The organism is Dactylosporangium siamense, assembly GCF_016862795.1.
In the GTDB taxonomy this organism is placed as follows: domain Bacteria; phylum Actinomycetota; class Actinomycetes; order Mycobacteriales; family Micromonosporaceae; genus Dactylosporangium; species Dactylosporangium siamense.
On record NZ_BONQ01000031.1, the window covers coordinates 25,411 to 49,498 of the forward strand.

At 73.4% G+C, this 24,088-nt stretch carries 22 protein-coding genes; 12 read left to right on the forward strand and 10 right to left on the reverse strand.

The features are described 5' to 3' along the window. Positions 1 to 6: 6 nt before the first annotated feature. A complete protein-coding gene (locus Dsi01nite_RS10860; RefSeq protein ID WP_203845962.1) occupies positions 7 to 972 on the reverse strand; it encodes a glutamate ABC transporter substrate-binding protein in 966 nt (321 codons plus the stop codon). Continuing rightward, positions 969 to 2,255 carry a GlnX family signal transduction membrane protein gene (locus Dsi01nite_RS10865; protein ID WP_203845963.1) on the reverse strand — a complete coding sequence of 429 codons (1,287 nt, stop codon included), beginning with the start codon at positions 2,253 to 2,255 and terminating at the stop codon, positions 969 to 971. The genes Dsi01nite_RS10860 and Dsi01nite_RS10865 overlap by 4 nt, the downstream gene beginning before the upstream one ends. Before the next feature lie 155 nt (positions 2,256 to 2,410). Between Dsi01nite_RS10865 and Dsi01nite_RS10870 the strand changes: the two genes are divergently transcribed. After that, complete coding sequence (locus tag Dsi01nite_RS10870; protein ID WP_203845964.1) at positions 2,411 to 3,223, forward strand: sulfurtransferase; 813 nt, start codon at positions 2,411 to 2,413, stop codon at positions 3,221 to 3,223. A 13-nt stretch (positions 3,224 to 3,236) separates the two neighbouring features. Here Dsi01nite_RS10870 and Dsi01nite_RS10875 read toward each other — a convergent pair whose 3' ends face one another. Both Dsi01nite_RS10875 and Dsi01nite_RS10880 read right to left on the reverse strand, forming a co-directional pair. Next, positions 3,237 to 4,541, reverse strand: a complete 1,305-nt coding sequence (locus Dsi01nite_RS10875; RefSeq protein WP_203845965.1) for an amidohydrolase family protein — start codon at positions 4,539 to 4,541, stop codon at positions 3,237 to 3,239. Then, complete coding sequence (locus Dsi01nite_RS10880; RefSeq protein WP_203845966.1) at positions 4,538 to 5,926, reverse strand: NAD(P)/FAD-dependent oxidoreductase; 1,389 nt, start codon at positions 5,924 to 5,926, stop codon at positions 4,538 to 4,540. The genes Dsi01nite_RS10875 and Dsi01nite_RS10880 overlap by 4 nt, the downstream gene beginning before the upstream one ends. A 53-nt stretch (positions 5,927 to 5,979) precedes the next feature. Between Dsi01nite_RS10880 and Dsi01nite_RS10885 the strand changes: the two genes are divergently transcribed. Continuing rightward, on the forward strand, positions 5,980 to 6,870 hold the full coding sequence (locus tag Dsi01nite_RS10885; RefSeq protein WP_203845967.1) for a hypothetical protein: 891 nt from the start codon (positions 5,980 to 5,982) through the stop codon (positions 6,868 to 6,870). 304 nt (positions 6,871 to 7,174) lie between these two features. Next, on the forward strand, positions 7,175 to 7,795 hold the full coding sequence (locus Dsi01nite_RS10890; protein ID WP_203845968.1) for a hypothetical protein: 621 nt from the start codon (positions 7,175 to 7,177) through the stop codon (positions 7,793 to 7,795). On the opposite strand, the gene Dsi01nite_RS10895 is transcribed toward Dsi01nite_RS10890, so the two are convergent. Together Dsi01nite_RS10895 and Dsi01nite_RS10900 are read right to left on the reverse strand one after the other, a co-directional pair. Further along, complete coding sequence (locus Dsi01nite_RS10895; protein ID WP_239135821.1) at positions 7,792 to 9,003, reverse strand: MFS transporter; 1,212 nt, start codon at positions 9,001 to 9,003, stop codon at positions 7,792 to 7,794. The two genes, Dsi01nite_RS10890 and Dsi01nite_RS10895, sit on opposite strands and share 4 nt — an antisense overlap. Before the next feature lie 7 nt (positions 9,004 to 9,010). Next, positions 9,011 to 10,120, reverse strand: a complete 1,110-nt coding sequence (locus Dsi01nite_RS10900) for an SRPBCC family protein (RefSeq protein WP_203845969.1) — start codon at positions 10,118 to 10,120, stop codon at positions 9,011 to 9,013. Positions 10,121 to 10,190: 70 nt separating this feature from the next. Here Dsi01nite_RS10900 and Dsi01nite_RS10905 point away from each other — a divergent pair, with 70 nt between their 5' ends. Further along, positions 10,191 to 10,832 carry a TetR/AcrR family transcriptional regulator gene (locus Dsi01nite_RS10905; protein ID WP_203845970.1) on the forward strand — a complete coding sequence of 214 codons (642 nt, stop codon included), beginning with the start codon at positions 10,191 to 10,193 and terminating at the stop codon, positions 10,830 to 10,832. On the opposite strand, the gene Dsi01nite_RS10910 is transcribed toward Dsi01nite_RS10905, so the two are convergent. Further along, a complete protein-coding gene (locus Dsi01nite_RS10910; RefSeq protein ID WP_203845971.1) occupies positions 10,827 to 13,436 on the reverse strand; it encodes a putative bifunctional diguanylate cyclase/phosphodiesterase in 2,610 nt (869 codons plus the stop codon). The genes Dsi01nite_RS10905 and Dsi01nite_RS10910 overlap by 6 nt on opposite strands. Before the next feature lie 104 nt (positions 13,437 to 13,540). Between Dsi01nite_RS10910 and Dsi01nite_RS10915 the strand changes: the two genes are divergently transcribed. Beyond that, a complete protein-coding gene (locus Dsi01nite_RS10915) occupies positions 13,541 to 14,056 on the forward strand; it encodes a sigma-70 family RNA polymerase sigma factor (protein WP_203845972.1) in 516 nt (171 codons plus the stop codon). Continuing rightward, the gene (locus tag Dsi01nite_RS10920) at positions 14,053 to 14,820 is read left to right on the forward strand and encodes a hypothetical protein (protein WP_203845973.1); all 768 of its coding nucleotides are present in this window, start codon (positions 14,053 to 14,055) and stop codon (positions 14,818 to 14,820) included. Before Dsi01nite_RS10915 ends, Dsi01nite_RS10920 begins: the two co-directional genes overlap by 4 nt. A gap of 28 nt (positions 14,821 to 14,848) precedes the next feature. Here the strand turns inward: Dsi01nite_RS10920 and Dsi01nite_RS10925 are convergent, their stop codons facing one another. The 3 genes from Dsi01nite_RS10925 to Dsi01nite_RS10935 form a co-directional block, all read right to left on the reverse strand. Then, positions 14,849 to 16,000 carry an MFS transporter gene (locus tag Dsi01nite_RS10925; protein WP_203845974.1) on the reverse strand — a complete coding sequence of 384 codons (1,152 nt, stop codon included), beginning with the start codon at positions 15,998 to 16,000 and terminating at the stop codon, positions 14,849 to 14,851. 181 nt (positions 16,001 to 16,181) lie between these two features. Continuing rightward, positions 16,182 to 16,940, reverse strand: coding sequence for an SDR family NAD(P)-dependent oxidoreductase (locus tag Dsi01nite_RS10930; RefSeq protein WP_373318754.1), 759 nt, complete (start codon positions 16,938 to 16,940; stop codon positions 16,182 to 16,184). Positions 16,941 to 16,997: 57 nt separating this feature from the next. Continuing rightward, positions 16,998 to 17,435: a hypothetical protein gene (locus Dsi01nite_RS10935; protein WP_203845975.1), complete on the reverse strand. Its 438-nt coding sequence runs from the start codon at positions 17,433 to 17,435 to the stop codon at positions 16,998 to 17,000. 500 nt (positions 17,436 to 17,935) lie between these two features. Between Dsi01nite_RS10935 and Dsi01nite_RS10940 the strand changes: the two genes are divergently transcribed. The 6 genes from Dsi01nite_RS10940 to Dsi01nite_RS10965 all read left to right on the forward strand — a co-directional run bounded on the left by Dsi01nite_RS10940 (position 17,936) and on the right by Dsi01nite_RS10965 (position 23,877). Further along, on the forward strand, positions 17,936 to 19,060 hold the full coding sequence (locus Dsi01nite_RS10940) for a ferric reductase-like transmembrane domain-containing protein (protein WP_203845976.1): 1,125 nt from the start codon (positions 17,936 to 17,938) through the stop codon (positions 19,058 to 19,060). Continuing rightward, positions 19,057 to 20,520: an NADH-quinone oxidoreductase subunit NuoF family protein gene (locus tag Dsi01nite_RS10945; RefSeq protein WP_203845977.1), complete on the forward strand. Its 1,464-nt coding sequence runs from the start codon at positions 19,057 to 19,059 to the stop codon at positions 20,518 to 20,520. Before Dsi01nite_RS10940 ends, Dsi01nite_RS10945 begins: the two co-directional genes overlap by 4 nt. A gap of 111 nt (positions 20,521 to 20,631) precedes the next feature. Continuing rightward, the gene (locus tag Dsi01nite_RS10950) at positions 20,632 to 21,129 is read left to right on the forward strand and encodes a sigma-70 family RNA polymerase sigma factor (protein ID WP_373318755.1); all 498 of its coding nucleotides are present in this window, start codon (positions 20,632 to 20,634) and stop codon (positions 21,127 to 21,129) included. 130 nt (positions 21,130 to 21,259) lie between these two features. Next, complete coding sequence (locus Dsi01nite_RS10955; protein WP_239135822.1) at positions 21,260 to 21,913, forward strand: hypothetical protein; 654 nt, start codon at positions 21,260 to 21,262, stop codon at positions 21,911 to 21,913. Then, the gene (locus tag Dsi01nite_RS10960; RefSeq protein WP_203845979.1) at positions 21,913 to 22,758 is read left to right on the forward strand and encodes a DUF4142 domain-containing protein; all 846 of its coding nucleotides are present in this window, start codon (positions 21,913 to 21,915) and stop codon (positions 22,756 to 22,758) included. Before Dsi01nite_RS10955 ends, Dsi01nite_RS10960 begins: the two co-directional genes overlap by 1 nt. A gap of 9 nt (positions 22,759 to 22,767) precedes the next feature. Beyond that, entirely contained in the window at positions 22,768 to 23,877 is a 1,110-nt protein-coding gene (locus Dsi01nite_RS10965; protein ID WP_203845980.1) for a DUF1996 domain-containing protein, read from the forward strand. The last annotated feature ends 211 nt before the right edge of the window (positions 23,878 to 24,088 follow it).

Below are 24,088 nucleotides of genomic sequence, written 5' to 3' on the forward strand. Positions count from 1 at the left end.
TCCCGGTCAGTCCAGGTACTTCGCGGGCGGGGGTGGGGGCGCCGTGCCGAGCCATTGGCTGTAGATCGCCGTCCACCTGCCGCTGGCGCGGACCTTGTCCAGGACGCCGTTGACGAACCGGACCAGGTCCGTCGCGTCGAGGCGCATCGCGACGGCGGACGGCTCGTCGCTGACCGGCTTGCCGACGACCTCGGTGGACGGGTCCTGCGCGGCCAGGCCGATCAGCAGCACGTCCACCGTGGACACCGCGTCGACCTGCCCCTGCTGCAGCAGCACCAGGCAGTCCAGGGTGCTGTCGGTGGCGACCGGGATCGGCTTCGACGGCTGCTTCATGATCGTGACGATGCTGGTGCTGCCCCGGGTCGCGCACACCTTGCGGCCGGCGAGGTCGTCGAAGTCGTCGATGCCGGAGCCCTTGTTGACCAGCAGCCGCTGGGCGGAGGTCAGGTACTCGGTGGAGAACGCGACCTGCTGGCGCCGCTCGCAGGTGGAGGTCATCGTGCGGATGACCATGTCGACCTCGCCGCGCTGCAGGACCGGGATCCGGTCGGCGGTGGTGATCGCCCGCCACTGGATGGCGTCGGGGTTGCCCAGCAGCGCCCTGGCGATCTCCTTGGCGAGGTCGATCTCGAAGCCGACGACCTCGCCGGTCCTCGGGTCGCGGTAGCTGGTGAGGTAGGCGTTCTGGTCGATGCCGACGATGAGCCGGCCCCGCTCGACGATCTTCGCCATGGTGGAGCCGGCGGGCATCTTCCCGGGTGCGGGCAGCGTCGCCGGCGGCCGGAGGCTGGCGCGGACGTCGCACGCCGGCGGTGACGTCGACGGCGGGGCCGGCGACTGCGCGGGGTCCTGCACGTTGAGCGGGCGCGGCACCGCGGCGGCGGCCGTGCTGTCCACCGCCGGGGTCGCCGGGTCCTGACCGCATCCCGCCAGCACGAACACCACGGCGAGGGTGGCGACGATTTTTCTCATCGGTACTCCGCGATCCGCTGGTTCAGGCCGAACGCGGCGGCCGCCGCGACGGCAAGGGCGAGCAGCGCGACGGCGATGTCGGCGCCACCGAGTGCGTCCCCGGCGCCGGCCGCGGCCCGGTCGAACCGCCGCCCGCCGCCGGCGATGCCCTCGGCGAGGGCCGCGTCGAGCCGGCCGGCGGCGCTCGCCGCGCTGGCGTCACCGTCGGTGGCGAGCTTGACCGCCTCGGCGTGCTGGCTGCCGTCGTCCAGCTCGCGGACCTTCTGGTGGACCGTCAGCCACTCCGCGGCGTGCTGCTGGGCCTGCTGCACGGCCGCGCGCGCCGCGTCGTCGGGTGCCTCCTGGTGCGCCCGCTGCAGCAGCCCGCCCTTGCCGTCCTTGCCCGCGAGCTGCTCCATCATGACCTTGAAGTCGTCCTCGAACGCCTTGCCGTCGCCGCGGGCGATGAGCGTCAGCCCCTCGTCGGCGCGGGCCTGCAGGGCCGTGATCCGCGCCTCGGCGAGCAGTCCGACCTGCTCGGACCCACCGTCGCGGCCGTCGCTGATGTGCCCGGCCGCGCCGCTGGCCGCGATCGCCAGCCAGCCGAACGCGACGAGCGCCGCGACGGTCGCCAGGACCATGCCCCGGTTGAGCCGCCGGTTCGTCAGCCGGATCAGGTACCGCTGGGTCAGCACCAGCACACCGAGCAGCGCCAGCCCGAGCAGGGTCACCGTCCAGGGCCACCGGGCCACGGCCCGCTGCGCGTCGGACAGGCGGGTCGCCTCGGCCCGGAACAGCTCCTGCGCCGCCGGCAGGATCGTCTGGCGCATCAGCGCCGACGCCTCCCGCAGGTAGGCGCCGCCGAGCGGGATGCCCTGCCGGTTGTAGGTGCGGGCCGACTCGACCAGGCCGGTGTAGACGGGGATCTGCCGGACCAGGACGCCGAGCGCCGTGGCGCTGCGCCCCTCCGCGCTGTGCAGCGCGACGGTCAGCGCCGAGGAGGCCCTGGCGATGTCGTCCAGGTAGCGCTTGCGCAGCTCGGCCGGCTCGACACCGTTGCCGAGGAAGGCGGTGGCCGCGGTCGCGTCGGCGTCGGACAGCGACCGGTAGATGTCCTGCGCCTGGAGGCTGAGCGGCCCGCTGCGGTCCGTCACGTCGCTGACCAGCCCGACGCTGGCCCGCATGGCGAGCACCCCGGCCAGGCCGAACGCGAGGCCGAGCACGACCACGACGGCCGTCAGCGTGGTGAGACGGCCCGGGCTCGTGGCGGCCCGGCGGATGAGTCGACGCCACGCGATAGCCAAGAAACATCTCCCCGTCTCGATGATGCCCCCGAACATATCCGGCGGCGTCAACCACCTGACAGCCACGTGGCGCGAACGTCCGGCGTCGTTCCCGGGACGAGCCGGCGGCGCGGGCGCATAGGATCGTACTTTCGTCGAGCGTTGGAGGCTGGCCGATGGATCCGCTCGTGCAGGTCGGGGATGTCCGGGACGGCGTGACGCTGCTCGACGCGCGCTGGACCCCGCAGCCGCCGACGGCGCTCGAGCGGTACCGGGTCGCGCACCTGCCCGGCGCCCGGTTCGTCGACCTCGACACCGACCTCGCCGCCCCACCCGGCGCCGGCGGGCGGCACCCCCTGCCTTCCGCGGCGGCGTTCCAGGCCGCGATGCGCCGCCTCGGGGTCGGCGACGATTCAAGCGTGGTGGTGTACGACGACCGGGACGCCTCCGTCGCCGGCCGCCTGTGGTGGATGCTGCGGCACTGGGGGCACCGTGAAGTGCGGGTCCTGGACGGTGGCATCGCCGCGTGGATCCGCGCCGGGCGGCCGGTCGAGGCCGGCGACCCGGTGCCGGTGCCGGCCGGCGACTTCACCGCCGGCGAACCCCGCGACGACCTGCTGACGGCCGCGCAGGTGCCGGCGTTCGTCGAGGGCGGGGTCCTGCTCGACGCCCGGCTCGGGCCCCGCTTCCGCGGCGAGGTCGAGCCGCTCGACCCGGTCGCCGGGCACATCCCGGGCGCGGTGTCGGCGCCGACGTTCGACAACAGCGACGCCGACGGGCTGTTCCTGCCGCCGGCCCAGCTCCGGGAGCGGTTCGCCGCGCTCGGCGTCACCGCCGACCGGCCGGTCGCGGCCTACTGCGGCTCCGGGGTGACCGCGACGCACGAGATCATCGCCCTGGAACTGGCCGGCTTCACGCCCCGGCTGTACGCGGGATCCTGGAGCGACTGGATCACCGACCCGGACCGCCCGGTGGCCACCGGCCCCTGACCGGCCGCCGCGTTCAGGCGTTTCCCGGTCCGGTGTTGGACCGGCGCCCGCGCACGGCTGCCACGGCCTTGGCGACCTGGGCGTCGAAGGCGTCCAGCTGCTCCGCCTCGGCGGCGCTCGCGACGAAGGCGCGCCGGTCGCAAGCCGTGCCCGCGCGCCAGATCCGCTGGATCGCGCGGGTCGCGGTGATGTCGGTCAACGGGTCACCGGACACGAGGACCAGGTCCGCGCGCTGCCCGACCGCGACCCGTCCCCGGTCGGGGAGGCCGAACACGCGGGCCGGTTCGGTGGTCGCCGCGGCCAGCGCCCGCGCCGGGCTGATGCCGCACCGGACCAGCAGTTCCAGCTCCCGGTGCAGGCTGGCCCCGAACACGGTCCCCGGGTTCGGGGCGTCGGTGCCCGCCAGCAGCGTGACCCCGGCCTCGGCCAGCCGCCGCACGGTGCCCTCGGCCCGCGAGTACGGCGGCATCCGCCGGCCGCTCCAGCTCGGTACACCCGACGTCAACCGGCGGGTCCAGGCGTCCCCGAGCGCCTCGGCGAGCCGCGGGTCCGCCGCCACCGCCGCGCCGCCCGGTTCACCGAGCGTGTTCTCGATGGTGGCCAGCGTCGGACCGACCGCGATGCCGGCCGCGGCGATGCGTTCGACCAGGGCCTGGTCCAGCTCGCCGGTCGCGGGGACGTGGGCCACCACGTCGACGCCGGCGGACACGACCTCCTCGACCCCGGCCGCCGAGCTCACGTGCGCGACGACAACCAGGCCGCGGTCGTGCGCGGCGGCCACCAGCGCCGTGATCGTGCCGGGGTCCAGCGCCGGCCACAGGCCGCCGACCCCAGAGATGATCTTCAGGTGGTCCGAGCCCTCGGCGACCCGGTCCGCGACGAACCGCTCGGCCTGGGCGGCGGCGGTCAGCGTCGGGATCGGGGCGTACATCAACGACGGGTGCCCGCCGGGCGCGGTCGCGCCGATGCCCGAGGAGCGCACGTCGGCCACGTCGGGACGGGACCGGGCCTCCTCCTTGGCCCTGGCCACCAGGTCGGGCTTGCTGAACATGTCCAGGACGGTGCTGACGCCGAACGTCAACGACTGCGCGAGGGCGCCGGGCACGAGGTGCACGTGCGTGTCGATCAGACCGGGAAGCACCGTCCCGCCACCCGCGTCGATCACCTCGTCGCCGTCCTGGGCGATCGGGGCCGCCGAGCACCCGGTGATCACCCCGCCGGCGAACCGGACCGACGTCCAGTCCCGCGACGCGGTCCCGTCGAACACCTTCGCGTTCACGATCGTCGTTGCCGCGGCCATGGCGTCCTCAGGGCTCACGAGTCGAAGCCCAGGCCGAGGCGGTCCAGGGTGCGCAGCCACAGGTTGCGGCGGCCCTCATCGCGGTCGGCCCGGGCGATCGACCAGCGGGTCAGCTGGATCACGCCGGAGCGCACCGGCTCCGGCGGGAACGGCACCGGCCTGGAGCGCACCATCCGCAGCCTGGTCAGCGGGGTCGGCTCGCCGGCCAGCAGGTCCAGCATCACCTGCGCGCCGAAGCGGGTCGCGCCGACGCCGAGACCCGTGAACCCGGCGGCGTAGGCGAGGCGGCCGGCATACCCCGTGCCGAAGAACGCGCAGAACCGCGAGCACGTGTCCACGACCCCACCCCACGCGTGGGTGAACCGGACGCCGTCCAGCTGCGGGAACGTCTCGAAGAAGTGTGCCGCGAGCTTGTCCGACGTCGATGGGCGCTGGTCATACGCGGGGCGGATGCCGCCGCCGTTGTAGTACACCGCGTCGTAGCCGCCCCACAGGATGCGGTTGTCGTCGGTGAGCCGGTAGTAGTGGAACTGGTTGGCGCTGTCGCCGATGCCCTGCCGGTCGGCCCAGCCGATGGAGGCCCGTTGTGCCTCGGTGAGGGGCTCGGTCATGAGGGCGTAGTCGTACACCGGGACGATGAACGGCCGGACCCGGCGCAGCGGCGAGCGGAACGCGCCGGTGCCGAGGGCGACCCTGGCCGCGGTCACGGTGCCGTGCGGGGTGCGCAACCGCAGCCCGCTGCCCGTGCTGTGCACTCCGGTGACCCGGGTGCCCTCGTGGAAGCGCACGCCGAGCGCGGCGCAGGCCCCGGCGAGGCCCCAGGCCAGCCGGGCCGGGTCGAGCATCGCGGTGCCGTCGCGGTCCCACACGCCGGCCTCGTAGGTGGCCGCCCGCACCTCCGCGCGGATCGCGTCCCGGTCGAGGAACTCCACCCGCCGGCCCATCCGCCGTGAGGTTTCGAGGCCCTCGAGGAGCCCGCCGACCTGCCATGGTTCGGTCGCCACCGACAGCTCGCCGGTGCGCTCGAAGCCGCAGTCGATCCCGTGCCGCCGCAGCGTCGCCTCGATCCCGTCCAGGTTGGCCCGGCCGAGCTCCTCCAGGGTCTCGATCTCGTCCGGGAACCGGTCGACGCCGTTGGCCAGGCCGTGGGTGAGGCTGGCCGCGCAGAAGCCGCCGTTGCGCCCGGTGGCCGCCCAGCCGATCCGCCGGCCCTCCAGGACGACGACGTCGAGCCCGGGGTCGCGCTCCTTCGCCAGCAGCGCCGTCCACAACCCGCTGAACCCGCCGCCGACCACCGCCAGGTCCGCGGTCGTCTCCCCCCGCAGCGGCGGGTGCGGGTCGGGCAGCGTCCGGTCCAGCCAGAACGGGGTGCTCACGGCGTCGCGCAGCGCGGGATGACCCATTGCCGCACTCTACGGGTCACGCGCCCGGCCCCGGGCGTCGATACACTGAGCGGGTGGCCACGGACGACCTGCTGTTCGTCGTGCTCGACGGTGCCGGCGGCTGCCTCGTCGCCCTCGACGAGCCGACCCTGGCCGGGCCGGTGTCCCGGGCCGGTCGCGGCGGCGTCATCCACCTCGTCCCCTCCGGGCGGCCGGTGCTGCGCCCCGACCCGCCGGGCAACGCCGGGCTGCGCGCGCTGACCGGCGCCGGGACCGTCGCCGTCGCCGGGGCGACCGTCGCGCTGTCCGCGCTGTTGACACCGTTCGTCGGCGCACCGATCGGGGTGGCCGGCCTGGCGCTGTGCGGCGCCGGCTACCGCAGTGGCCGGTCGGCGCTCGACCGGCGCTGGGGCGACCGGCACCGCATCCTGCGCCGGCCCGCCGAGGTGGGGGTGTTCGCCGGGGCGTTCAGCGCCGCGCAGACGATCCTCATGCTGTGGCCGCGGCTGCGGGACCTGGTCCAGGTGTCGACGCCGAGCCGGGAGCTGGCCGGGTCGCTGTGGACCCTGGCCGGCCTGCTGCACGACCGGGCCGACCTCCAGGAGCAGCTCGCCGAGCTGTCCCGGGCCGCGGCCCGGCTGCCGGCCGGCTCCCGGGCCGCAGCGCCGCTGCGCGACGAGCTGGCGCAGCGGCAGGCCCTGCTCCGGGCGTCCCTCACAGAGCTCGCCGGCGCGGTGGACGCCCGGGTGTCGGCGCTGGAGACCCTGGCCGGGGAGTGCGTCGACCTGGTCCGGGACGAGCGGGCGGTGGTGGCCGCGGTCGAGGCGATCCGCAGCGCGGACCGTTCGCTGGGCCTGGTCGTCCCGCCGGTCGTCACTCCCCCGGACGAGACCGGCGAGCTGGCGTCGCAGACCCGTTCGATCGTGGCGGCGTATCGGGAGCTGACCGGCCTCACCCGGCGCTGAGCGGTCCCTTCCGGGCAAGGGCCACCCGTCCACAATGGAGTGCGCCGTCCGCACGGGGTGGGGGCGGCCTTTCGGCGGTGCCGCGGGCGACGCTGCGTCGCCTAACCTTCACGCCGTGTCGCCCGACGAGGACTCGCCGCCGCCCACGCCCCCGCCCGCCGAACCGCCGCCGGGCCCACCTGCGGATCCGCCGCCGGGACCACCGCCGGGACCACCTGCGGATCCACCGCCGGCAGCGCCTGCGGGTGGTGGGCGCACGGGTCGTGTCGCGCGGTGGACGGCGATCGCCAGCACGGCGGCGGTCGTGCTGGCCGGGCCCGCCGCGTGCGTGCAGGTCCTCGGGGTCAACGTGGCGCAGGTCGTCGGCTGGTTCGGCGGGCCGGTGCCGTCGCCGTCGGTCACCGGGCAGTCGGCGACCCCCGTACAGGAGCCCGTCACCCCGTCGCCGAGCGGGTCCGGAGCCTCTGCGTCACCGTCACCCTCACCCTCCCCCTCGGTCGGGCCGACCGGCCCGCCGCCACCCCCGCCGCCGTCGCCGACACCGACGAGGAGCCCTGCGCCCGTCGCGTTCACCTTCGACGCGCGGAGCACCGTCGACCAGTGCGACAACCTCGCCGGGCACGGTGACGCGCCGAAGACCGGACGGGTGCTCATCTTCGTGCGGTACCAGCGCGACACCGTCTGGTTCTACGAGCAGCCCGTCATCTTCGGCCCGGACCACACCTGGACCAGCAGCCGGGTGGTGACCGGCGGCGACGACGACGGCGGCACCGAGTTCCGCTACGCCGCGGTCGCCGTCTCCGACCAGACCGCCGACACCCTGTCGAAGATCACCGGCTCGCCGTATCCGACGCCGTCCCTGCCGGGCACGATCATCCGCGAGAGCGACGCGGTCGTCCGCACCCGCGACAAGGGCATCTGTTAAGCGGGCACCGGCTCGGCGACCTGCGGGCGGGTCCGGCGGGCCCAGGCGACGACCGGCGGGACGAGGGTGCCGAGGACCGCGAACACGGCGCCCAGCAGCAGCCAGCCCGGTGCGCCCCAGCCGACCGCCAGGCTGGTCACCACGAACGGCGCGAGCATCTGCCCCAGCTGCATGCCCATCGAGTAGGCGCCCTGGTACTGGCCGTGCGCGTCGGACGGGGCCAGCCCGAACGAGATGCCCCACCCGGCGGCGGAGTGCCACAGCTCGCCGGTGACGTGCGCGAGCGCGCCGAGCACCAGCAGCGCGACCGTCGCCGGCATGCTGGTGCCACCGCTCACCGCGAACAGCGCGCACCCGGCGAACAGCGCCAGCCCCGCCCGCCGCGAGGCCCGGGCGGCGCCGGACAGCGACTCCGTGCCGCGGGCGGCCCGGACCTGAAACAGCACCACCGCCGTGGTGTTGACCAGGAACAGCACCGCGATCAGCCAGCGCGGCGCGTCGGTGCGGTGCGCGATCCACAGCGGCAGCGCCACCTCGAACAGCCCGAAGTGCGTCGCCATCAGCCCGTCGAGGACCACGAACGCCAGGAACGGCCGGTCCCGCAGCGCGACCAGCCGGGGACCCGTCTCCCGGGCGGGCGCGGCCGGCACCGGGGCCAGCCCGCGCAACACCAGCGCCGCGGCCGCGTAGGTGACCGCGTCGAGCAGGATCAGGGTGAGGTACGCCGGCCGCGTGTCGATCGCCAGCCCGACGCCCGCGACGGCGGAACCGGCGGCGATCCCGACGTTGGTGACCGAGCGCAGGTATGCCCTGGTGTGCACGCGCCGGTCCGCCGGGACCGCGCCGGCGATGACGGCGCCCTTGGCCGCCCGCTGGGCCGCGTCGGCGATCGCCATCGGCACCCCGACGAGCAGGTAGGACCCGAACCCGTCGACGGTGACCAGTGCGACCGACCCCACGGCCAGGACGACGAGCCCGGCGACCAGGACGCCGCGCGGTCCGCGGCGGTCCGCGACGTAGCCCATCGGCGCGCTCGCGACCAGGCTGGCCAGCGCCGTCACGGTCAGCGCCAGGCCGGTCTCCCGCACGCTCAGCCCGACGGACCGGGTCAGGAACAGCGCGATCGACGTCATCGACACGCCGTTGCCGAACGTGTTGATCAGGGTCGCACCGGCGAGCAGCCGCAGTGGGCCGGGTTCTGGAAGCACGCCGCCATTAAACAATACGTACGTACGGTTTGCTAGTCAGGTCCGCGCGGATCCGGTCCAGGGTGGCCGCCATCGCCTGCGGCATCGCCGCGCCCCGGCCACTGAGCCGCTCGAAGGCGAGCACGCCACGGCCCGCGCTCAGGGCCATCGTCTGCACCAGCCGCGTCCCGCCGGGCACGGCGGTCAGCGCGAAGCGCCACGTGGTGCTGTCGGGGAAGCGGCCGCGGCGCAGGGTCCGGAACGCGAACTCCACGCCCGGCTCGGCGGCGAGCACCACGCACTCCCGGGTCCAGCGCACGCCGACGCTGCGGCTCGACCCGCGGAAGCGCGCGCCCGGCACGGGACCGGTCGCGGCGTCGTCCCATTCGCAGCGGTAGCACTCGGGGCTCCAGCGGCCCATGCGCGTGACGTCGGCGACGGCGGCGTACACCTCGGCGGGCGGGACCGGGATCACCACCTCCGCGCGGGCGGTCATCGAGACGACCGGCTCGGCGGGCGCGAGGTCGGCGTACGCGTCCTGCAGGCGCCTGGTGTACCGGCCGCGGGTGGCGGCCAGGATCAGCCGCAGCGGCAGCCCGCCGGTGTGCAGCACCCGCTCGGCCAGGGAGGCGTCGGCGGCCATCACCCACGGCACGACGAACCCCATCCGCACCGGCAGCGCCTTGCGCATCGCCTTCTCCATGGCGGCGTGCCGCTGCGGGGTGATCCGCTCCGCGACGATCGGCACGACGACGGCCTCCTCCTCGGCGAGGTGCTCGACCATGAGGTCCCGCAGCCGCACCGACGCCGCTTGCAGGGCGGCGAAGTCCCGCGTCTCCAGCGCCGACCGGATGGCGTCCATCAACGGGTCCAGCTCGCCGTGGTCGCCGCTGAGCGCCTCGAGCTCGGCGTTGGGGCCGGTCGCCTCCAGCAGCATCGGCCACAGGAACCCGTCCTCGCCGGTGTGGTGATGGTGAATGGCGTCGATCACGTCGCCGACGTGGGCGCGCAGGGCGGCGAGCTGGCGTGGCCCCGGCCGGCGCCGCCCGGCGGCGGCGCTGACGGCGAACTCGGCGAGCCGGTCGAGCTCTCCCCGGATCGCGGCGTGCATCAACAAGTATCCCGACTGGTCTGTCATGGTCATCGCTCCTCGGTTATATTCGGTGCAGCCACACTGTATTCGAACCAGTGAGCATGGAGTCAATATCGTGGATACGACACCTCGGGCGTACCGGTCCCCCCGGCGCCAGGCCCAGGCGGAGCAGACCCGGGCCGCGATCGTGCGCGCCGCCGCGCGGCTGTTCGCCGACCGGGGCTACGCGGGCACCACGATGCAGGCCGTCGCCGACGAGGCCGGCGTCGCCGTCGAGTCCGTCTACAAGGCCGGCTCCAAGGCCCAGCTGCTGCGCCGCGCCCACGACGAGACGGTCGCCGGCGACGACCGGCCCGTCCCACTGCTGGAGCGGGAGGAGCTGCGCGCCGCCCTCGCCGTCGACGACCAGCGCGCGCTGATCCGCACGTTCGCGGCCACCGTCGCCGACCGGGCCCGCACCCTGAGCCCGATCAGCCGCGCGTTCGTCCAGGCGGCCGGCGCCGACCCGGCGATCAACGCGTCCTGGGAGGAGCTCGAGTCGCAGCGCCTCGCCGACCAGCGCCGCCTGGTCGAGGCGATCGCCGCGCTGGGCCCGCTGCGGGCGGGCCTGAGCGTGGACCGCGGCGCGACGCTGATCTGGACGCTGCTCAACCACCAGTCGGGCTGGCTGGTCACCCACCACCTCGGCTGGGACGACGAGCAGGTCGCCGGCTGGATGACGGAGACCCTTACCTGCCTGCTGCTGCCCGGATCATGAGACGCCGTCGAGGAAGGAGGCGGCGCGGAACACCTCGAAGTCCGGGGCCGGGACCGGGCGGGAGAAGTGGAAGCCCTGGCCGACCGGGCAGCCCAGCCGGCGCAGCTCCTCCGCCTGCGCCGCGTGCTCGATGCCCTCGGCGACCACCTCCAGCCCGAGCGCCGCGGCCAGGTCCAGGATGGCCCGGGCCAGGGCGGAGCGCTCCGCGCCCTGGGCGACCCCGTCGACGAACGGCTTCGGGATCTTCAGGACGTCGATCGGGAAGTCGTGCAGCCGGGACAGCGACGAGTACCCGGTGCCGAAGTCGTCGACGGCGAGCTGCACGCCGAGGGCCTTGAGCTCGCCGAGGCGGTGCTGGGCCACCTCCGCGTCCTCGTGCAGCAGCGACTCGGTGATCTCCAGGGTGAGCAGGTGCGGCGGGAGGCCGGACCGGGCGAGGGTCTGCTGGACGTAGAGGACGACGGCGGGGTCCTGGACCTGGCGCGGCGACAGGTTCACGCTGATCTTCAGGCCGGGCCACGCGGCCGCCTGGCGGCAGGCGGTGTCCAGCACCGCGTAGCCGAGCGGCAGGATCAGGCCGCTCTCCTCGGCGAGGGGGATGAACCGGTCGGGTGGGATGAGGCCTTTCGTCGGGTGCGGCCAGCGTACGAGGGCCTCGGCGCCCACGACGGCGCCGTCGGCGAGGTCGATGAACGGCTGGTAGTGCACGACCAGCTCGTGCCGTTCGACGGCGCCGCGCAGGTCGTCGGCGAGGTCGAGCTTCTCCACCAGGCCCGCGTGCATGCTGGGGGCGAAGTACGCGAACCGGTTGCGCCCCTGCCGCTTCGCCATGTGCATCGCGACGTCGGCGTTGCGCAGCAGCTCGTCGGCGTCCGGGAGCCGGTCCGGGTCGGGCAGGGCGATGCCGACGCTGGCCTGCGGCTGGATCTCCCGGCCGCCGATGGACAGCGGCTGGCGCAGCGTGGCGAGGACCCGTTCGGCGACGCGGGCGGCCTCGGCGGCGTCGTCGAGGTGCTCCAGCAGCATCGCGAACTCGTCGCCGCCGAGCCGGGCGGCGGTGTCGGCGGAGCGCAGGCAGGTCCGGAGCCGGTCGGCGGTGGCGCGGAGCATCCCGTCGCCCACGGACCGGCCCAGCGAGTCGTTGATGGTCTTGAAGTCGTCGAGGTCCACGACGAGGACGGCGAGATGCTGATACGGGTTTCCGCGCCGCTCCAGCGCGTGGTGGACCCGGTCGGCGAGCAGGGCCCGGTTCGCCAGGCCGGTCAGCTCGTCGTGGAACGCCCGGTGGGTGAGCTGGTCCTCCAGGGCCTTGCGTTCGGTGACATCCCGGGTGGTCATCAGGTAGCCGCTGACGTCGGCGTCGTCGACGACCCGCCCGACGGTCTCCGTCATGATGTACTGCCCGCTCGCGTGCCGCAGCCGGCACTCGAGGGGGCCGACCCGGTCGGCACCCTCGGAGGTGGCGCTGCCGAGCAGGGCCGTGACCCGGTCCCGGTCGTCGGGGTGCACCAGGTCCAGCAGGGACGTGCCGAGCAGGGCGTCGGGGTGGTGGCCGAGCAGCGAGCGCACCGACGGCGTCACGTACTGCACGCTCGCGTCCCGGCCGCAGATCGACAGCACGTCGGTGACCTGCTCGGTGAGGCGCTGGAAGCGGCCCTCGGCCCGCTGCCGCTGCACCTCCCGCAGCACCGCCATCAGGTCCGCCATGCGGATCAGGATCAGGACGAACAGGACGCACGACGCGGCGAGAAACACGGGGAGCTCACCGACCGCCGTCGCGCGGACCGTGATGACGGCCGGGATGAGCAGCGCGGCGACCGCGAGCAGCACCGCGAACCGGCCGCTGGTCAGCCGCGCCGGAGCGGCCGGCACCGGCTCGGTGAGCCGGCGCATGTCCGGGTGCAGCGCGGCGCAGCCGGCCCCGATGTAGAACACCAGCCAGCCGAGGTCGACCCAGGTGCCGACCCGGAACTCGCCGTGCAGCGACTGCCAGGTGAAGATCCCGTCGGTGGTCAGCAACGCGACGACGCTCGCCAGCAGCAGCCGGAACGACGTGCTGCGGGCGGTCCGGCCGCTGCCGAGCCGGACCAGGACGGCCAGCACGAGCACGTCACCGAGTGGGTAGGCCACCGCCGCGACCTGCTCCAAGACGGAGTCACCGGCGCCGTCCAGGTACGGCCGGATCACGAACACCCAGGCCAGCAGCGCCACCCCGACGGTGATGATCGACGCGTCGAGCAGCGCGGCCCGGTCACCGCCCGGGTTCTGCCGGCGGACCAGCGTCGCCAGGGCCACCGCGAGCAGCGCATACATCGCCACGAAGAACACGTCGGCGAACGACGGCCCGGCCGGCTCGTTGTGCACCAGCTGCGGCCAGATGTACAGCGCCACGCCGACGGCGTACGACGCCAGGCCGGTGCCGATCAGCACCCACGGCAGGGGCTGCGCCGGGCGGTGCCGGGCGACCCCGACCGCGACCGCGACCGCCGGCGATGACGCGACCGCCGTCCACAGGATCGAGCGCAGCGGCGAATCCGGCGTGAGGTAGTACACCGCGCTCAGCGCGACAGCGACGCACGCATACGCCCGGACCAGCACGGGCACCCCCTTTCCTACCACTGCAGATCGGCCGGTCCGGGGCCGGGTTTACGAAGTCGCACCAACGCGGCAACCCGCGACCCCGTGCGGCCCGTCCCACTGGGGTGAACATGTCGGACGAAGCAGAGTTCCGCGACTACGCCGGACCACGGATGGCGACCTGGCGCCGCACCGCGTACCTGCTGTGCCGCGACTGGCATCTCGCCGATGATCTCGTGGCGACGGTCCTGGACAAGTTGTTCCGGCAGTGGCACCGCCGGGAGGCGATCCGCAGCCTCGACGCGTACGTCGGCGGCATGCTCGCCCGCGCCGTGGTCGACGAGCACCGCCGGCCGTGGCGGCGGGAACACCTCGAGGACGGCGACCGCGATGTCGGGGTCGCCGTCGGGGTCGGCGGCGGGGTCGAAGCGACCGTGGAGCGGCTGACCCTCGACACCTACCTGGCTCAGCTCGGCCCGCGCCGTCGCGCGGTCCTGGTGCTGCGCTTCTACTGCGACCTCTCGGTCGAGGAGACCGCCGAGATCCTCGGCGTGTCCATCGGCACCGTGAAGAGCCAGACCGCCCGCGGTCTGGAGACCCTGCGCGCCCTCGCCGCGCCGCCCACTGCAACCGTCAGGCAGGCATGATGAGCCACCAGCAGCTGTTCGAACCGGTCCTCACCGGTGAGCCCCCGGTCCGTGACACCCTCGACGCGCTGGTGCGCCGGTCGCGCCGGCGCCAGCGGTACCGCCGGCTGACCGCGACGGGCGTGGGCCTCGTCGCCGCCGGGGTGGTGACGATCCTGGCCCTGCCGTCCACCCCACCGTTGGTGACCGGAGCGCCACCGACGACCGCCCCGTCCTCGCCGAGCCGGGCCGATCCCATCCTGCTCGGCGAGGATCCGAGCGAGCGGCCGGAGGACGCGGTGCAGCGCCTCGCCGTCGCGGTCCCGGCCGCCGTCACCCAGGTCGTGCCGGCGGCGCGCACCGTCGTGCAGCCGACCGTGCGCCGGGAGGTGGTGATGACCGTGCCCGACAACGTGACCCTCACGTCCGCGTACGTGATCACCTCGGTCATCACCGTCAACGGCGTGCCCGGCACCCTGGTCGTCACCGTCCAGCGCCGCTACGTGGCCCTCGGCTGCGCCGCGGCGTTCCCGGCCGACGTGCTGCCCTCGACGCTGCGGACGCAGTGCGCACCCAACGCGGACGTGGGTCAGCCGTACACGATCGAGACCAAGCGCGACGAGCGCCCGGGCATGATCCGCAACGTCGTCTCGCTGGACCGGCTGGACGGCCTGACCGTGACCGTCTCGGTGAGCAACGAGCCCGCGCTGACCGGTGCCCCGCCGCTGACCGGGGAGCAGATCGTCGAGATCGCTCGCGACCCTCAGCTGACCCTGTATCCGTGACCCTGTATCCGTGACCCTGTATCCGTGATCAGGCGGCCCGGCGGCCGGCGAGCGCGATGACGGTGCCGAGCACGACGATCAGCCCACCGACCGCCACGGGCAGCGACAGGACGCCGCCCAGGAGGCCCAGCACCGCCGGTCCCGCCAGCAGCCCCGCGTAGCCCACGGCGCCGACCTGGGCGATCGCCGCTCCGGCCAGGTCCGGCCGCACGCTCCCGGCCAGCGAGAAGACCAGTGGCAGGACCGGACTCACGGCCACCCCGGTCAGGTACACGGCGGCGAGCACGACCGGCACCGCCGGCACCGCCACGAGTAGCGCGCAGACCACTGCCACGCCGGTGCCGCACCAGACGATGACGGTCGCGGCACCGGCCCTGGCCCGGATCCGGTCCGCGCCGGCCCGCCCGGTCAGGATCCCGGCCTGCAGCAGCGGATGGCCCAGCGCCGCGACCGCCGCCGACGCCCCGGCACCGTCCCGCAGCAGCAACCCGCCCCAGTCGGCGAGCACGCCCTCCACCATGAACGCGGCGAACGCGAGGACGCTCAGCAGGTGCACCCGCGGGCCACGCCTGTCCGGGGGTATCGCTGCCGGGAGCGGCAGGTCCGGGGTCCGCAGCAGCGTCAGTGGCAGCACCAGCACCGCGATGCACGCCACGGTCATGGGGTACGGGACCGCGAGGCGGGTGCCCGCCGCGACCAGCAGACCGGCGACGGCGGCGCCGACGGCCCAGGCGGCGTGCATGCCGCTGAGGAGCGGCCGGTCGTACGCCCGCTCCACCGCGGCACCCTGTGCGTTGACGGCCGCCTCGATCACGCCGAACGCGACGCCGAAGCCCGCCGCGGCGACGAACAGCGGTCCGTGGCCGGGGGCCGCCGCGACGGCCACGGCACCGACCGCGCCCGCCGGGCCGGCGATCCGCAGCACCGTTGCCGGGCCGGCGAGCGGCAGCACCAGCCGCAGCGACTGCATCGCCGCGAACGCCGCGACGCCCCAGGTGAACAGGACCGCGCCGACCTGCCCGGCCGACAGGTCGAGGCGGTGTGCCAGCGCGGGTATCCCGGCCGCGACCACCCCGCACAGGACGCCGGCGACCGCGAACATCACGGTCACCGACACCCGTGCCCGGCTCGGAACGGGCGCGGGCAGGGCCCGGTGCAACTCGCCCGTCGCCTGCCGCATGGTTCGCGCCCGTCTCTCCCGGCGCTTCGGATGTCCGGCTGTACTGGGCAACGGCCGCCGTGTCGGCGCGGTTCGGCCTTGTCATGGCCGATACCCGACCGTCGCCGGGTCCGCCACTGATGACGGACCCGGTTCGGGGTCGGGCGGTTCGGGTCGGGCGGTTCGGGTCAGGCGGTTCGGGTCAGGCGGTGAAGCCGCCGTCGACGTTGACGGTGGCGCCGGTGATGTACCTGCCGTCGGGGCCGGCCAGGAACGCGACGGCGGCCGCCACGTCCGACGGGTCGGCATAGTGCCCGAGCGCGGTGAACCCGTTGATGGTGGCCGCGTTCGGGCCGTCGGCCGGGTTCAGCTCGGTGTCGGTGGCCCCGGGGTGGACCAGGTTGACGGTGATGGCCCGCGGGCCGAGTTCCCGGCCGAGCGACTTCGTCAACCCGATGAGCGCGGTCTTGCTCATCGAGTACAGCGAAAATCCGGGAAACACGGCCCGCTCCGCGGCATTGCTGCCGATGTTGATGATCCGGCCGCCGGCGCTCATGTGCCGCACCGCTGCCTGGGTGGCGACGAACGGCGCACGCACGTTGACCGCGACGGTCTGCTCGAACTCGGCCAGGCTCAGGTCCTGCAACGGCCCGAGCAGGAACGCTCCGGCGTTGTTGACCAGGATGTCGAGCCGGCCGAGCTCGGCGGCGGCACGGTCGACGGCACCGGCCACGGCGGCCGGGTCGGCGCTGTCGGCCTGGATGACCAGCACCCGGCGGCCGGTCGCGGTCACGGCGGCGGCGAGCTCCGTCGCGCGCTGCCGGTCGTGCTGAAACGTGAGCGCCACGTCGGCGCCCTGCGCGGCGAGGCGGCGCACCACGGCGGCGCCGATCCCCCGCCCGCCGCCGGTCACCAGCGCGACCTTGCCCTCAAGACTGTTCGTGATCGTGTTCGTCGTCATGATGATCAGCTTTGTCGCCGGCACCCACCCGCGTCTGGCGGCGATCGGACGTGGCGCTCAGGGCAGCGAGCAGATCGCCACGCAGACCGTCCGCGTGTCCGCCTGGGTGGTGCCGACGTACGAGCGGATCTGGAACTCGACCTTCTCGCCGCTGTAGTACCAGTATCCGGGCGTGGTCTTCACGGCGCCGCCGCTGAAGGTGTTCATGTGGGTCCAGGGGAGGCCGGCCGTGCCCCAGCCGTGGCGGGTGTAGACACGGGTGGAGGTGGCGCCGGTGGCCCCGTAGGTGAAGGACACCCGCGAGTACGGGTCGCCCGGCTGCTTGTTCGTGCTGAAGTTGCTGATCGTGCCGGCCGGGTCGGGTGCGTCCGGTCCACAGACCGGTGGCGGGTTCGGCACGTCGCACACCGGGATGGCGTGCGCGGCCGCTGGGCGCACGACCAGCGCGGCGGTCGCGACCATGGCGAGCACGGTGGCGCGTCGGAGCAAGGACATCTGATGACCTTTCGATGGGTTCGGTGTCGCTTCCCATCTCCACGCCGACGCCTCGGCGGCGGTTCGATCCCGCGCCTGCGCGAACCCGACAGACCAGATGCGCCGAAGGCCAGGCGTGTTGCCATCACCCGGCGTTGCGGCCCGAACACCGGCGCATGAAACCATTGTTGATCACCGAAAGCGGACCTAACGCCGGCTTAAGCGAACCTTTGAAATCAGGTCTTCACGTGCTTCGATGGATATCAATGCCTGTCGTGGCCCGGACACCCCGCATGTGCATCCTAGATGCGCGGAAATGACCTGCACGATCGGCCTGATCTGGCCAAACCGGATCTAGCAAGTTCCTTAACGAACCCTCAAACCGTCATCACCGATAAGCCGAAGCCGCTCGATGAAACTTAAATTGACCGGCCCCACTGGGCTGCCTACGTTGGATTCGTCGATCGGGGTGAAATCGTCACACAATGCGTCGGCAGCGTTACGCAGATTGAGGATAAACGATGGTTCGACGGTATCCTCCAGCTCGGGGCGGGCAACCATCCGCCATCAACGTCAGCCTGCTGGTGCTCGCCGGCCTGGTCCTGCTGGGCGTCATGACCGAGGGCGGGCGGCCGGTGCTCACCGGACTGGTGGGCTTCCTGCGCTTCTACGGCGGTGTGTTCACGCTCGTCGCGCTGACCCTCACCGTGATTGCCGGACTCGTCGCCACCGACCGCGTCCTGCTGCTGGCCCGGCACCGGCTGTGGGTCCAGTCCGTGCACCGCACCCTCGGCATCGTGGCGGTGTCGTGCCTGGCGCTGCACATCGGCACCGAGCTCGCCGCCAGCCGGGTCGGCGTGTTCGGCGCGCTGGTGCCGTTCACCTCGGCGCCGTTCGGGATCGGGCTGGGCAGCGTCGCGGCGTATCTCATGCTGACCGTGACGTGGAGCGGCATCGTGCGGGCCCGCTTCGCGCAGAGCGGACGGCCGGGGCTGTGGCGGCCGGTGCACGCCGTGGCCTACCTGTCCTGGCCGGTGGCGCTGACGCACGGGCTCAGCGCCGGGCGCCCGCCGGCCGTCTGGGTCACCACCAGCTACCTCGTCCTGCTGTTCCTCACGACCGTCGCGCTCGGCCTGCGGTTGTCGGCGGAGCACAACCGGCGCCGCCAGCAACTGGCCGCGGACCGGACCACGACGACGATCGCGCCGGTGGGACGGCCGGTGCCCGCTCCGTCCGCGCGGCGGGCCGCACCGCCGGGACGGACGGCGACCCGGTTCCGGTGGGACGCACCACCCGCGGAGCAGCTGTGGCTGGAGCGGGACCTGCACGATTGGCAGACGCCCCAACGCGATGAGCCCGCCACGGCCACGTACCGGGGCACGGCCGCCCCGCACACGCCCACGAGCCAGACCGGCCGGCACGCGACAGCGGACGAGTCCCCCGGCCTGACCCTGCGCGACCGGTTCGAGGCGCGCCGCGCGAAGGTGCAGCAGGTGGAGCCCGAGGACCGCTACCCCGACGACGACACGCCGACCCTCGTCAACCTCGACGCACGCCGCGCGATGCGGCGCCGGCCACGGAAGTCGCACGAGCTGGACGAGGACGACATCAAGTACTGGGCGCAGCTTCGGGGTGAGGCCAGGTGAGCAGCCCGCTGCCGGCCGTGCGCTCGATCGGACCGGCCCGGCTCACTGCCGGTCTCGAGCGCTCCGGACGGCTGAGGCACCACGCCCATCTCCAGGTCCACGGGCCACTCGGCCCGATGTCCCAGCGCGCCCTGATCGCGCTCGCCGAGGACATCCGGCTGACCGGCCGCGGCGGCGCGGGCTTCCCGTTCGCGCGCAAGCTGCGGGCCGTCGCCGACGCGGTCGACCGGCGCACCCTCGCCCCGGTCGTGGTGGTCAACGCGACCGAAGGTGAGCCCGCGGCCTGGAAGGACAAGGTCCTGCTGACCCGCGCACCGCATCTCATCCTCGACGGCGCCGCGCTGGTCGCGTGGGCGTTGCGGGCGGAGGAGATCGTCGTCTGCGTCGCCGACGATGGTGTCGGTGAGCAGTCGATGCTCGCCGCGCTGGCCGAGCGTGAGCTTCCGGCGCCGGCACAGGCGATCCGGGTGCCGCACCGGTTCATCTCCGGCGAGGGCGGCGCGCTCGTGCAGGGCATCAACGGCCTGCCATTCATCCCGCCGGGGATCAAGCGCCGCGCGAGCGACGGAGGTGTCGGCGGACATCCGACGCTGCTGTCCAACGCGGAAACCTTTGCACAGCTGGCGATCGCCGCCAGGATGGGCCCTCGACGCTACCGCGAGGCCGGCACCGACGAGCCCGGGACGGTCCTGCTGAGCGTGACCGGCAGCGCCGCGTCGCCGGCAGTGGTGGAGTGCCCGACCGGCACCCCGCTCGCCCAGGTGCTCGACGTGTGCGAGGTGCCCGCCGGTCCCGCCGTGCTGACCGGCGGCTTCCACGGTCGCTGGATCGACATGACGACCGCATACCGCGCGGAAGTCTCCCGGCAGGGGCTCACCGCCGTCGGCGGGGCGCTCGGCGCCGGGATCGTGCTCCCGATCGGCGCGGGCACCTGCCCGATCGGCGAGGTCGCCCGGGTCGTGCGCTACCTCGCGGCGGAGTCCGCCGGGCAGTGCGGACCGTGCCGGCTGGGCCTGCCGGACCTGGCCCGCGCGGTCGACGGGGTGGCATCCGGCGCCGGCGACCCGGGCCTGGTCCGGGCCGCCGCCACAGCGGTGAAAGGTCGTGGCGCGTGCGGACACCCCGACGGCACCGCCGGTTTCGCGTCCTCCGCGCTGGAGGTCTTCGCCGACGACCTGGCCCGGCACGCCCGCGCCGGCGACTGCGGGCGCCCCGTCGCCGGGACCCTGCCGGTGCCGGACCGCGACGAGGACGGCGCACTGCGCCTGGCCGTGGACTGGTCGCGGTGCGACGGTCACGGGCTCTGCGCCGAGATCGCGCCGGACCTGATCCACCTGGACGGCAACGGATTCCCGGCGTTCCTCGACACTGCGGTGCCGACGCGACTGGAACCGGTGGCGGCGCAGGCGGTGGCGATGTGCCCGGCGCTCGCGCTGCGCATGGCGGCATCGAAGCGGTAGTGGCTCATGTATCAGACGTCCCGCGGAGATCACGTCGCAGGCCGGGTCGACGTCCACGACCGGGGCCGCTCCCGGCATGCCCGGCGCGATCCCGAGGACGAGCTGCTCCGCGTGCTGTACCAGGAGCACGCGGAGGCGTTGCTGCGCTTCGTCGTGCGCATCACCGGTGGCGACCGGCAACGCGCCGAGGACATCGTGCAGGAGACCCTGCTGCGCGCGTGGTGCAACGCGGACAAGCTCGATCCGCACGCCGCGGTCTCGTTGCGGCCGTGGCTGTTCACCGTGGCCCGCCGGATCGCCATCGACGAATACCGCAGCGCGAACGCACGCCCCCCCGAAGCCTACGACCAGGACGTGGAGGCGCTGTGGCTCGACGACGAAACCGACCGCGTGATCGCCAATCTCGTCGTCGCGGACGCCATGCGCGGCCTCAGTCCCGCACACCGGGAGATCCTGGTCGAGACCTACCTGCGCGATCGCACCGTGAACGAGGTCGCCGAACTGCTCGGGCTGCCGATCGGCACGGCCAAGTCACGGGTGTACTACGCCCTGCGCGCATTGCGGGTCGCACTGGATGACCTTGGTGGTACGGGCGAAACCCGGCACTAGTTCAATGCCGCGCCGGAAATCGCTGTGAATTTGTCCACTGTGGAGCCGTTCAGTCCCCTCCCTCTCCCGTCACGTACCCCTCAGCGGAACGAGCAACACGAACGCGAGCGACGGAAACGAGGAGGACGACGTGGCAGCACGGAGGTTCATCGTCACCCCGGCCGGCTGCGCTGTGGCGGCGGCCGCCATGACAGGCCTGACAGCACTGACCGGATGCGCCCCGAAAGGCGGCTACGACGCGGAACAGCAGCAGGTGCCGGCGCTGGCCAACGCCGAGGCAGGGCCGACTTCGGCGCCGCCCGCGTCGACGGCGCCGCCGCAGCCGCTCACCGAGTCCCTCAAGGCGGTCACCATCCCGAAGATGGGCAAGGTCGTCGTCGACCAGAAGGGCTGGGTGCTGTACCGCTTCGACAAGGACACCGCCAACCCCTCGAAGTCGGCGTGCGAAGCCAAGTGCGCCCAGGTGTGGCCACCGGCCATCACCGACGGCAACCCGGATCTCGCCGGTGTCGACCCCGCGATCGTCGGCACCGTCATCCGGGGGGACGGCTCGCGGCAGATCACCCTGGCCGGCTGGCCCGTCTACCGGTACATCGGCGACCCCAAGCCGGGCGCCTGGAAGGGTCAGAACGTCGGCGGCACCTGGTTCGTCGTCGCCCCGACCGGCAAGAAGAACCTCACCTGCCTGCCGACGCCCGCACCCGCCGCGGTCACGCCACCTGCCGCCTCGCAAGCCGCAGGCCCGCCGGAGTCGACCAGCACCGGCGACGGATACGGGTACTGATGAGTTCCCTGCATCGCAGCGCCGCCGCCACGAACTGGCTGGCGCGTGGCCGGCGGTGGCCGTGGTGGGCGCTGCTCGCCGCGACCGTCGGTGCGGTGCTGCTCGTCCCGGCGCTGCGCGCCGGCGATAACGCCGCAACGAGTGCGCCCGAACACCACCACCACGATGTCGTCCCGGCCGCGGTCACCGCCACCGGAATCGTTGCCACTGACCTGCCCGACGGCTGGACCATGACCAGTTTCGGAATGATCGGCCCCGCCGACCGGGAGTTTCTGGTGAAGGTTCGCCAGGCCGGCCTCTGGGAGGGCCCGGCCGGGCAGCTGGCCCGCGACCACGCCGCCGACAAGCGGGTCAAGGAGGTCGGCGCGCAGCTGGCCACCGATCATCACGGCCTCGACACGCAGGTGCGGCAGGTCGCCGCCCAGCTCGGCGTACCCCTGCCGAACGAGGCCAGCGCCGAGCAGCAGGGCTGGGTCCGGGAACTGGACGGCAAACGGGGCGACGAGTTCGACCGCACGTTCGCCAACCGGCTCCGCGCCGCGCACGGCAAGGTCTTCGCCCTCGTCGGGACGGTCCGCTCGGGCACCCGCAACGAACTGGTCCGGTCCTTCGCACAGACCGCCGTCAACGTCGTGATGAAGCACATGACCCTGCTGGAGAGCATCGGCAAGGTCGACTTCGAGGACCTCCCCACGCCGGCCGCCGCGGCGACCGGCAGCAACACAACCCCCGGCGAGGCGAGCTACCGCGAGACCCTCTGGGTCGTCGTCGCACTGGTCCTGGCCGGCGGGGGCACCGCCGCGTTCCGCGCACTCCGAGCATTGCGTGCGCGGCGCACCTTCTGACGAGAGGACGTGAGCACATTGCAACAACGAAGGAACCGCCCGGTCCGGTGGTGGACCGCGCTCGCCGCCGCCATCGTGGTGATCGGCGCGATGCTGTCCGTCACCCACGCAGCCACCGCGGAGGAAGAACCGGACGCCCTCGCCCAGGCCGCAAAAATCCCCAACGACCAGGGGCCCGCACCGGAGTGCGCCGGGTCGACAGCGGGGCACGTGCACAACGTCCCCGACAAGTGCCACGCCGACATGGGCGGGCCGGCCAACGGCGACTTCATCGACATCCGCCAGGTCCGCCCGGCCGGCCGCGGGAGCCAGGCCGGTCGCCAGGCGTCCACCGGCACGTTCGTCTCGGTCTGCGGCACCAACACCGAGGGGCACCACAACTCGGACAACTTCATCGTGGCGCCCGGCGTGACGAACGGCGCCCATCACACGCACGACTACGTCGGCAACGTATCCGCCGATGGCAACTCCACCAACGAGAGTCTGGCAGCCGCCGGCACCACCTGCGCGAAAGACGACCGGTCCACGTACTACTGGCCCGTGCTGCGCCGCACCGGCAAGCAGGGATCGGATCAGAACAACGACGGGGGCGGCAAGGACGGCAACGTCGGGATCATCCTGAAGCCCGCGTCGGTGCGGCTGGAGTTCGGCGGCAACAGCCAGGCGAAGGTCCGCGCGATGCCGCAGTTCCTGCGGATCATCACCGGCGACGCGAAGGCGCTCACCAACGGGCCCGCCAACGCCCGCGCCAAATGGACGTGCAGCGGGCTCACGAACCGGACGACCACGAAGTATCCGCTGTGCCCGCGAGGCAGCCAGATCCAGCGGATCCTGGAGTTCCCGAGCTGCTGGGACGGCAAGAACACCGACAGCGCCAACCACCGCTCGCACATCGTGTTTCCGAACTCGTCCGGGCGCTGCCCCCGCGGCACAGTCGCGGTGCCGCAGCTGCGGATGGTCCTGTCGTACGAGCGGCAGAACGGCACCGGCTTCGCACTGGACTCGTTCCCGGAGCAGTTGCACGCCCCGATCACCGACCACGGCGACTTCGCCAATGTCATGTCGGCGCAGCTGATGAACTTCGCCGTGCAGTGCATCAACAGCGGCCGCCGTTGCTAGATTTCCGTGGACCCGCACTGCCTCAAGGTGGGTGGTGCGGTCCACCCCTCCCGGATGCTCAGGGCATCACCCGGGTCCGGACCCGCCGGGCCGTCAGGTCGCCGTGCTGCTCAGCCTGCGCAGGCTGCTGCAGCGGCTGCTCGCCGCCGAGGGCGCCGTCGTCACGCTCGTCACCTTCGAATTCGGTGCGTACTGCCAGATCCAGTCGAGT

Excerpts from the sequence above, each read along its gene's own strand:
- Dsi01nite_RS10860 (WP_203845962.1), bottom strand. The coding sequence starts at position 972 with ATGAGAAAAATCGTCGCCACCCTCGCCGTGGTGTTCGTGCTGGCGGGA.
- Dsi01nite_RS10870 (WP_203845964.1), top strand. The coding sequence starts at position 2,411 with ATGGATCCGCTCGTGCAGGTCGGGGATGTCCGGGACGGCGTGACGCTG.
- Dsi01nite_RS10880 (WP_203845966.1), bottom strand. The coding sequence starts at position 5,926 with ATGGGTCATCCCGCGCTGCGCGACGCCGTGAGCACCCCGTTCTGGCTG.
- Dsi01nite_RS10900 (WP_203845969.1), bottom strand. The coding sequence starts at position 10,120 with ATGACAGACCAGTCGGGATACTTGTTGATGCACGCCGCGATCCGGGGA.
- Dsi01nite_RS10915 (WP_203845972.1), top strand. The coding sequence starts at position 13,541 with ATGTCGGACGAAGCAGAGTTCCGCGACTACGCCGGACCACGGATGGCG.
- Dsi01nite_RS10920 (WP_203845973.1), top strand. The coding sequence starts at position 14,053 with ATGATGAGCCACCAGCAGCTGTTCGAACCGGTCCTCACCGGTGAGCCC.
- Dsi01nite_RS10925 (WP_203845974.1), bottom strand. The coding sequence starts at position 16,000 with ATGCGGCAGGCGACGGGCGAGTTGCACCGGGCCCTGCCCGCGCCCGTT.
- Dsi01nite_RS10930 (WP_373318754.1), bottom strand. The coding sequence starts at position 16,940 with ATGACGACGAACACGATCACGAACAGTCTTGAGGGCAAGGTCGCGCTG.
- Dsi01nite_RS10935 (WP_203845975.1), bottom strand. The coding sequence starts at position 17,435 with ATGTCCTTGCTCCGACGCGCCACCGTGCTCGCCATGGTCGCGACCGCC.
- Dsi01nite_RS10940 (WP_203845976.1), top strand. The coding sequence starts at position 17,936 with ATGGTTCGACGGTATCCTCCAGCTCGGGGCGGGCAACCATCCGCCATC.
- Dsi01nite_RS10960 (WP_203845979.1), top strand. The coding sequence starts at position 21,913 with ATGAGTTCCCTGCATCGCAGCGCCGCCGCCACGAACTGGCTGGCGCGT.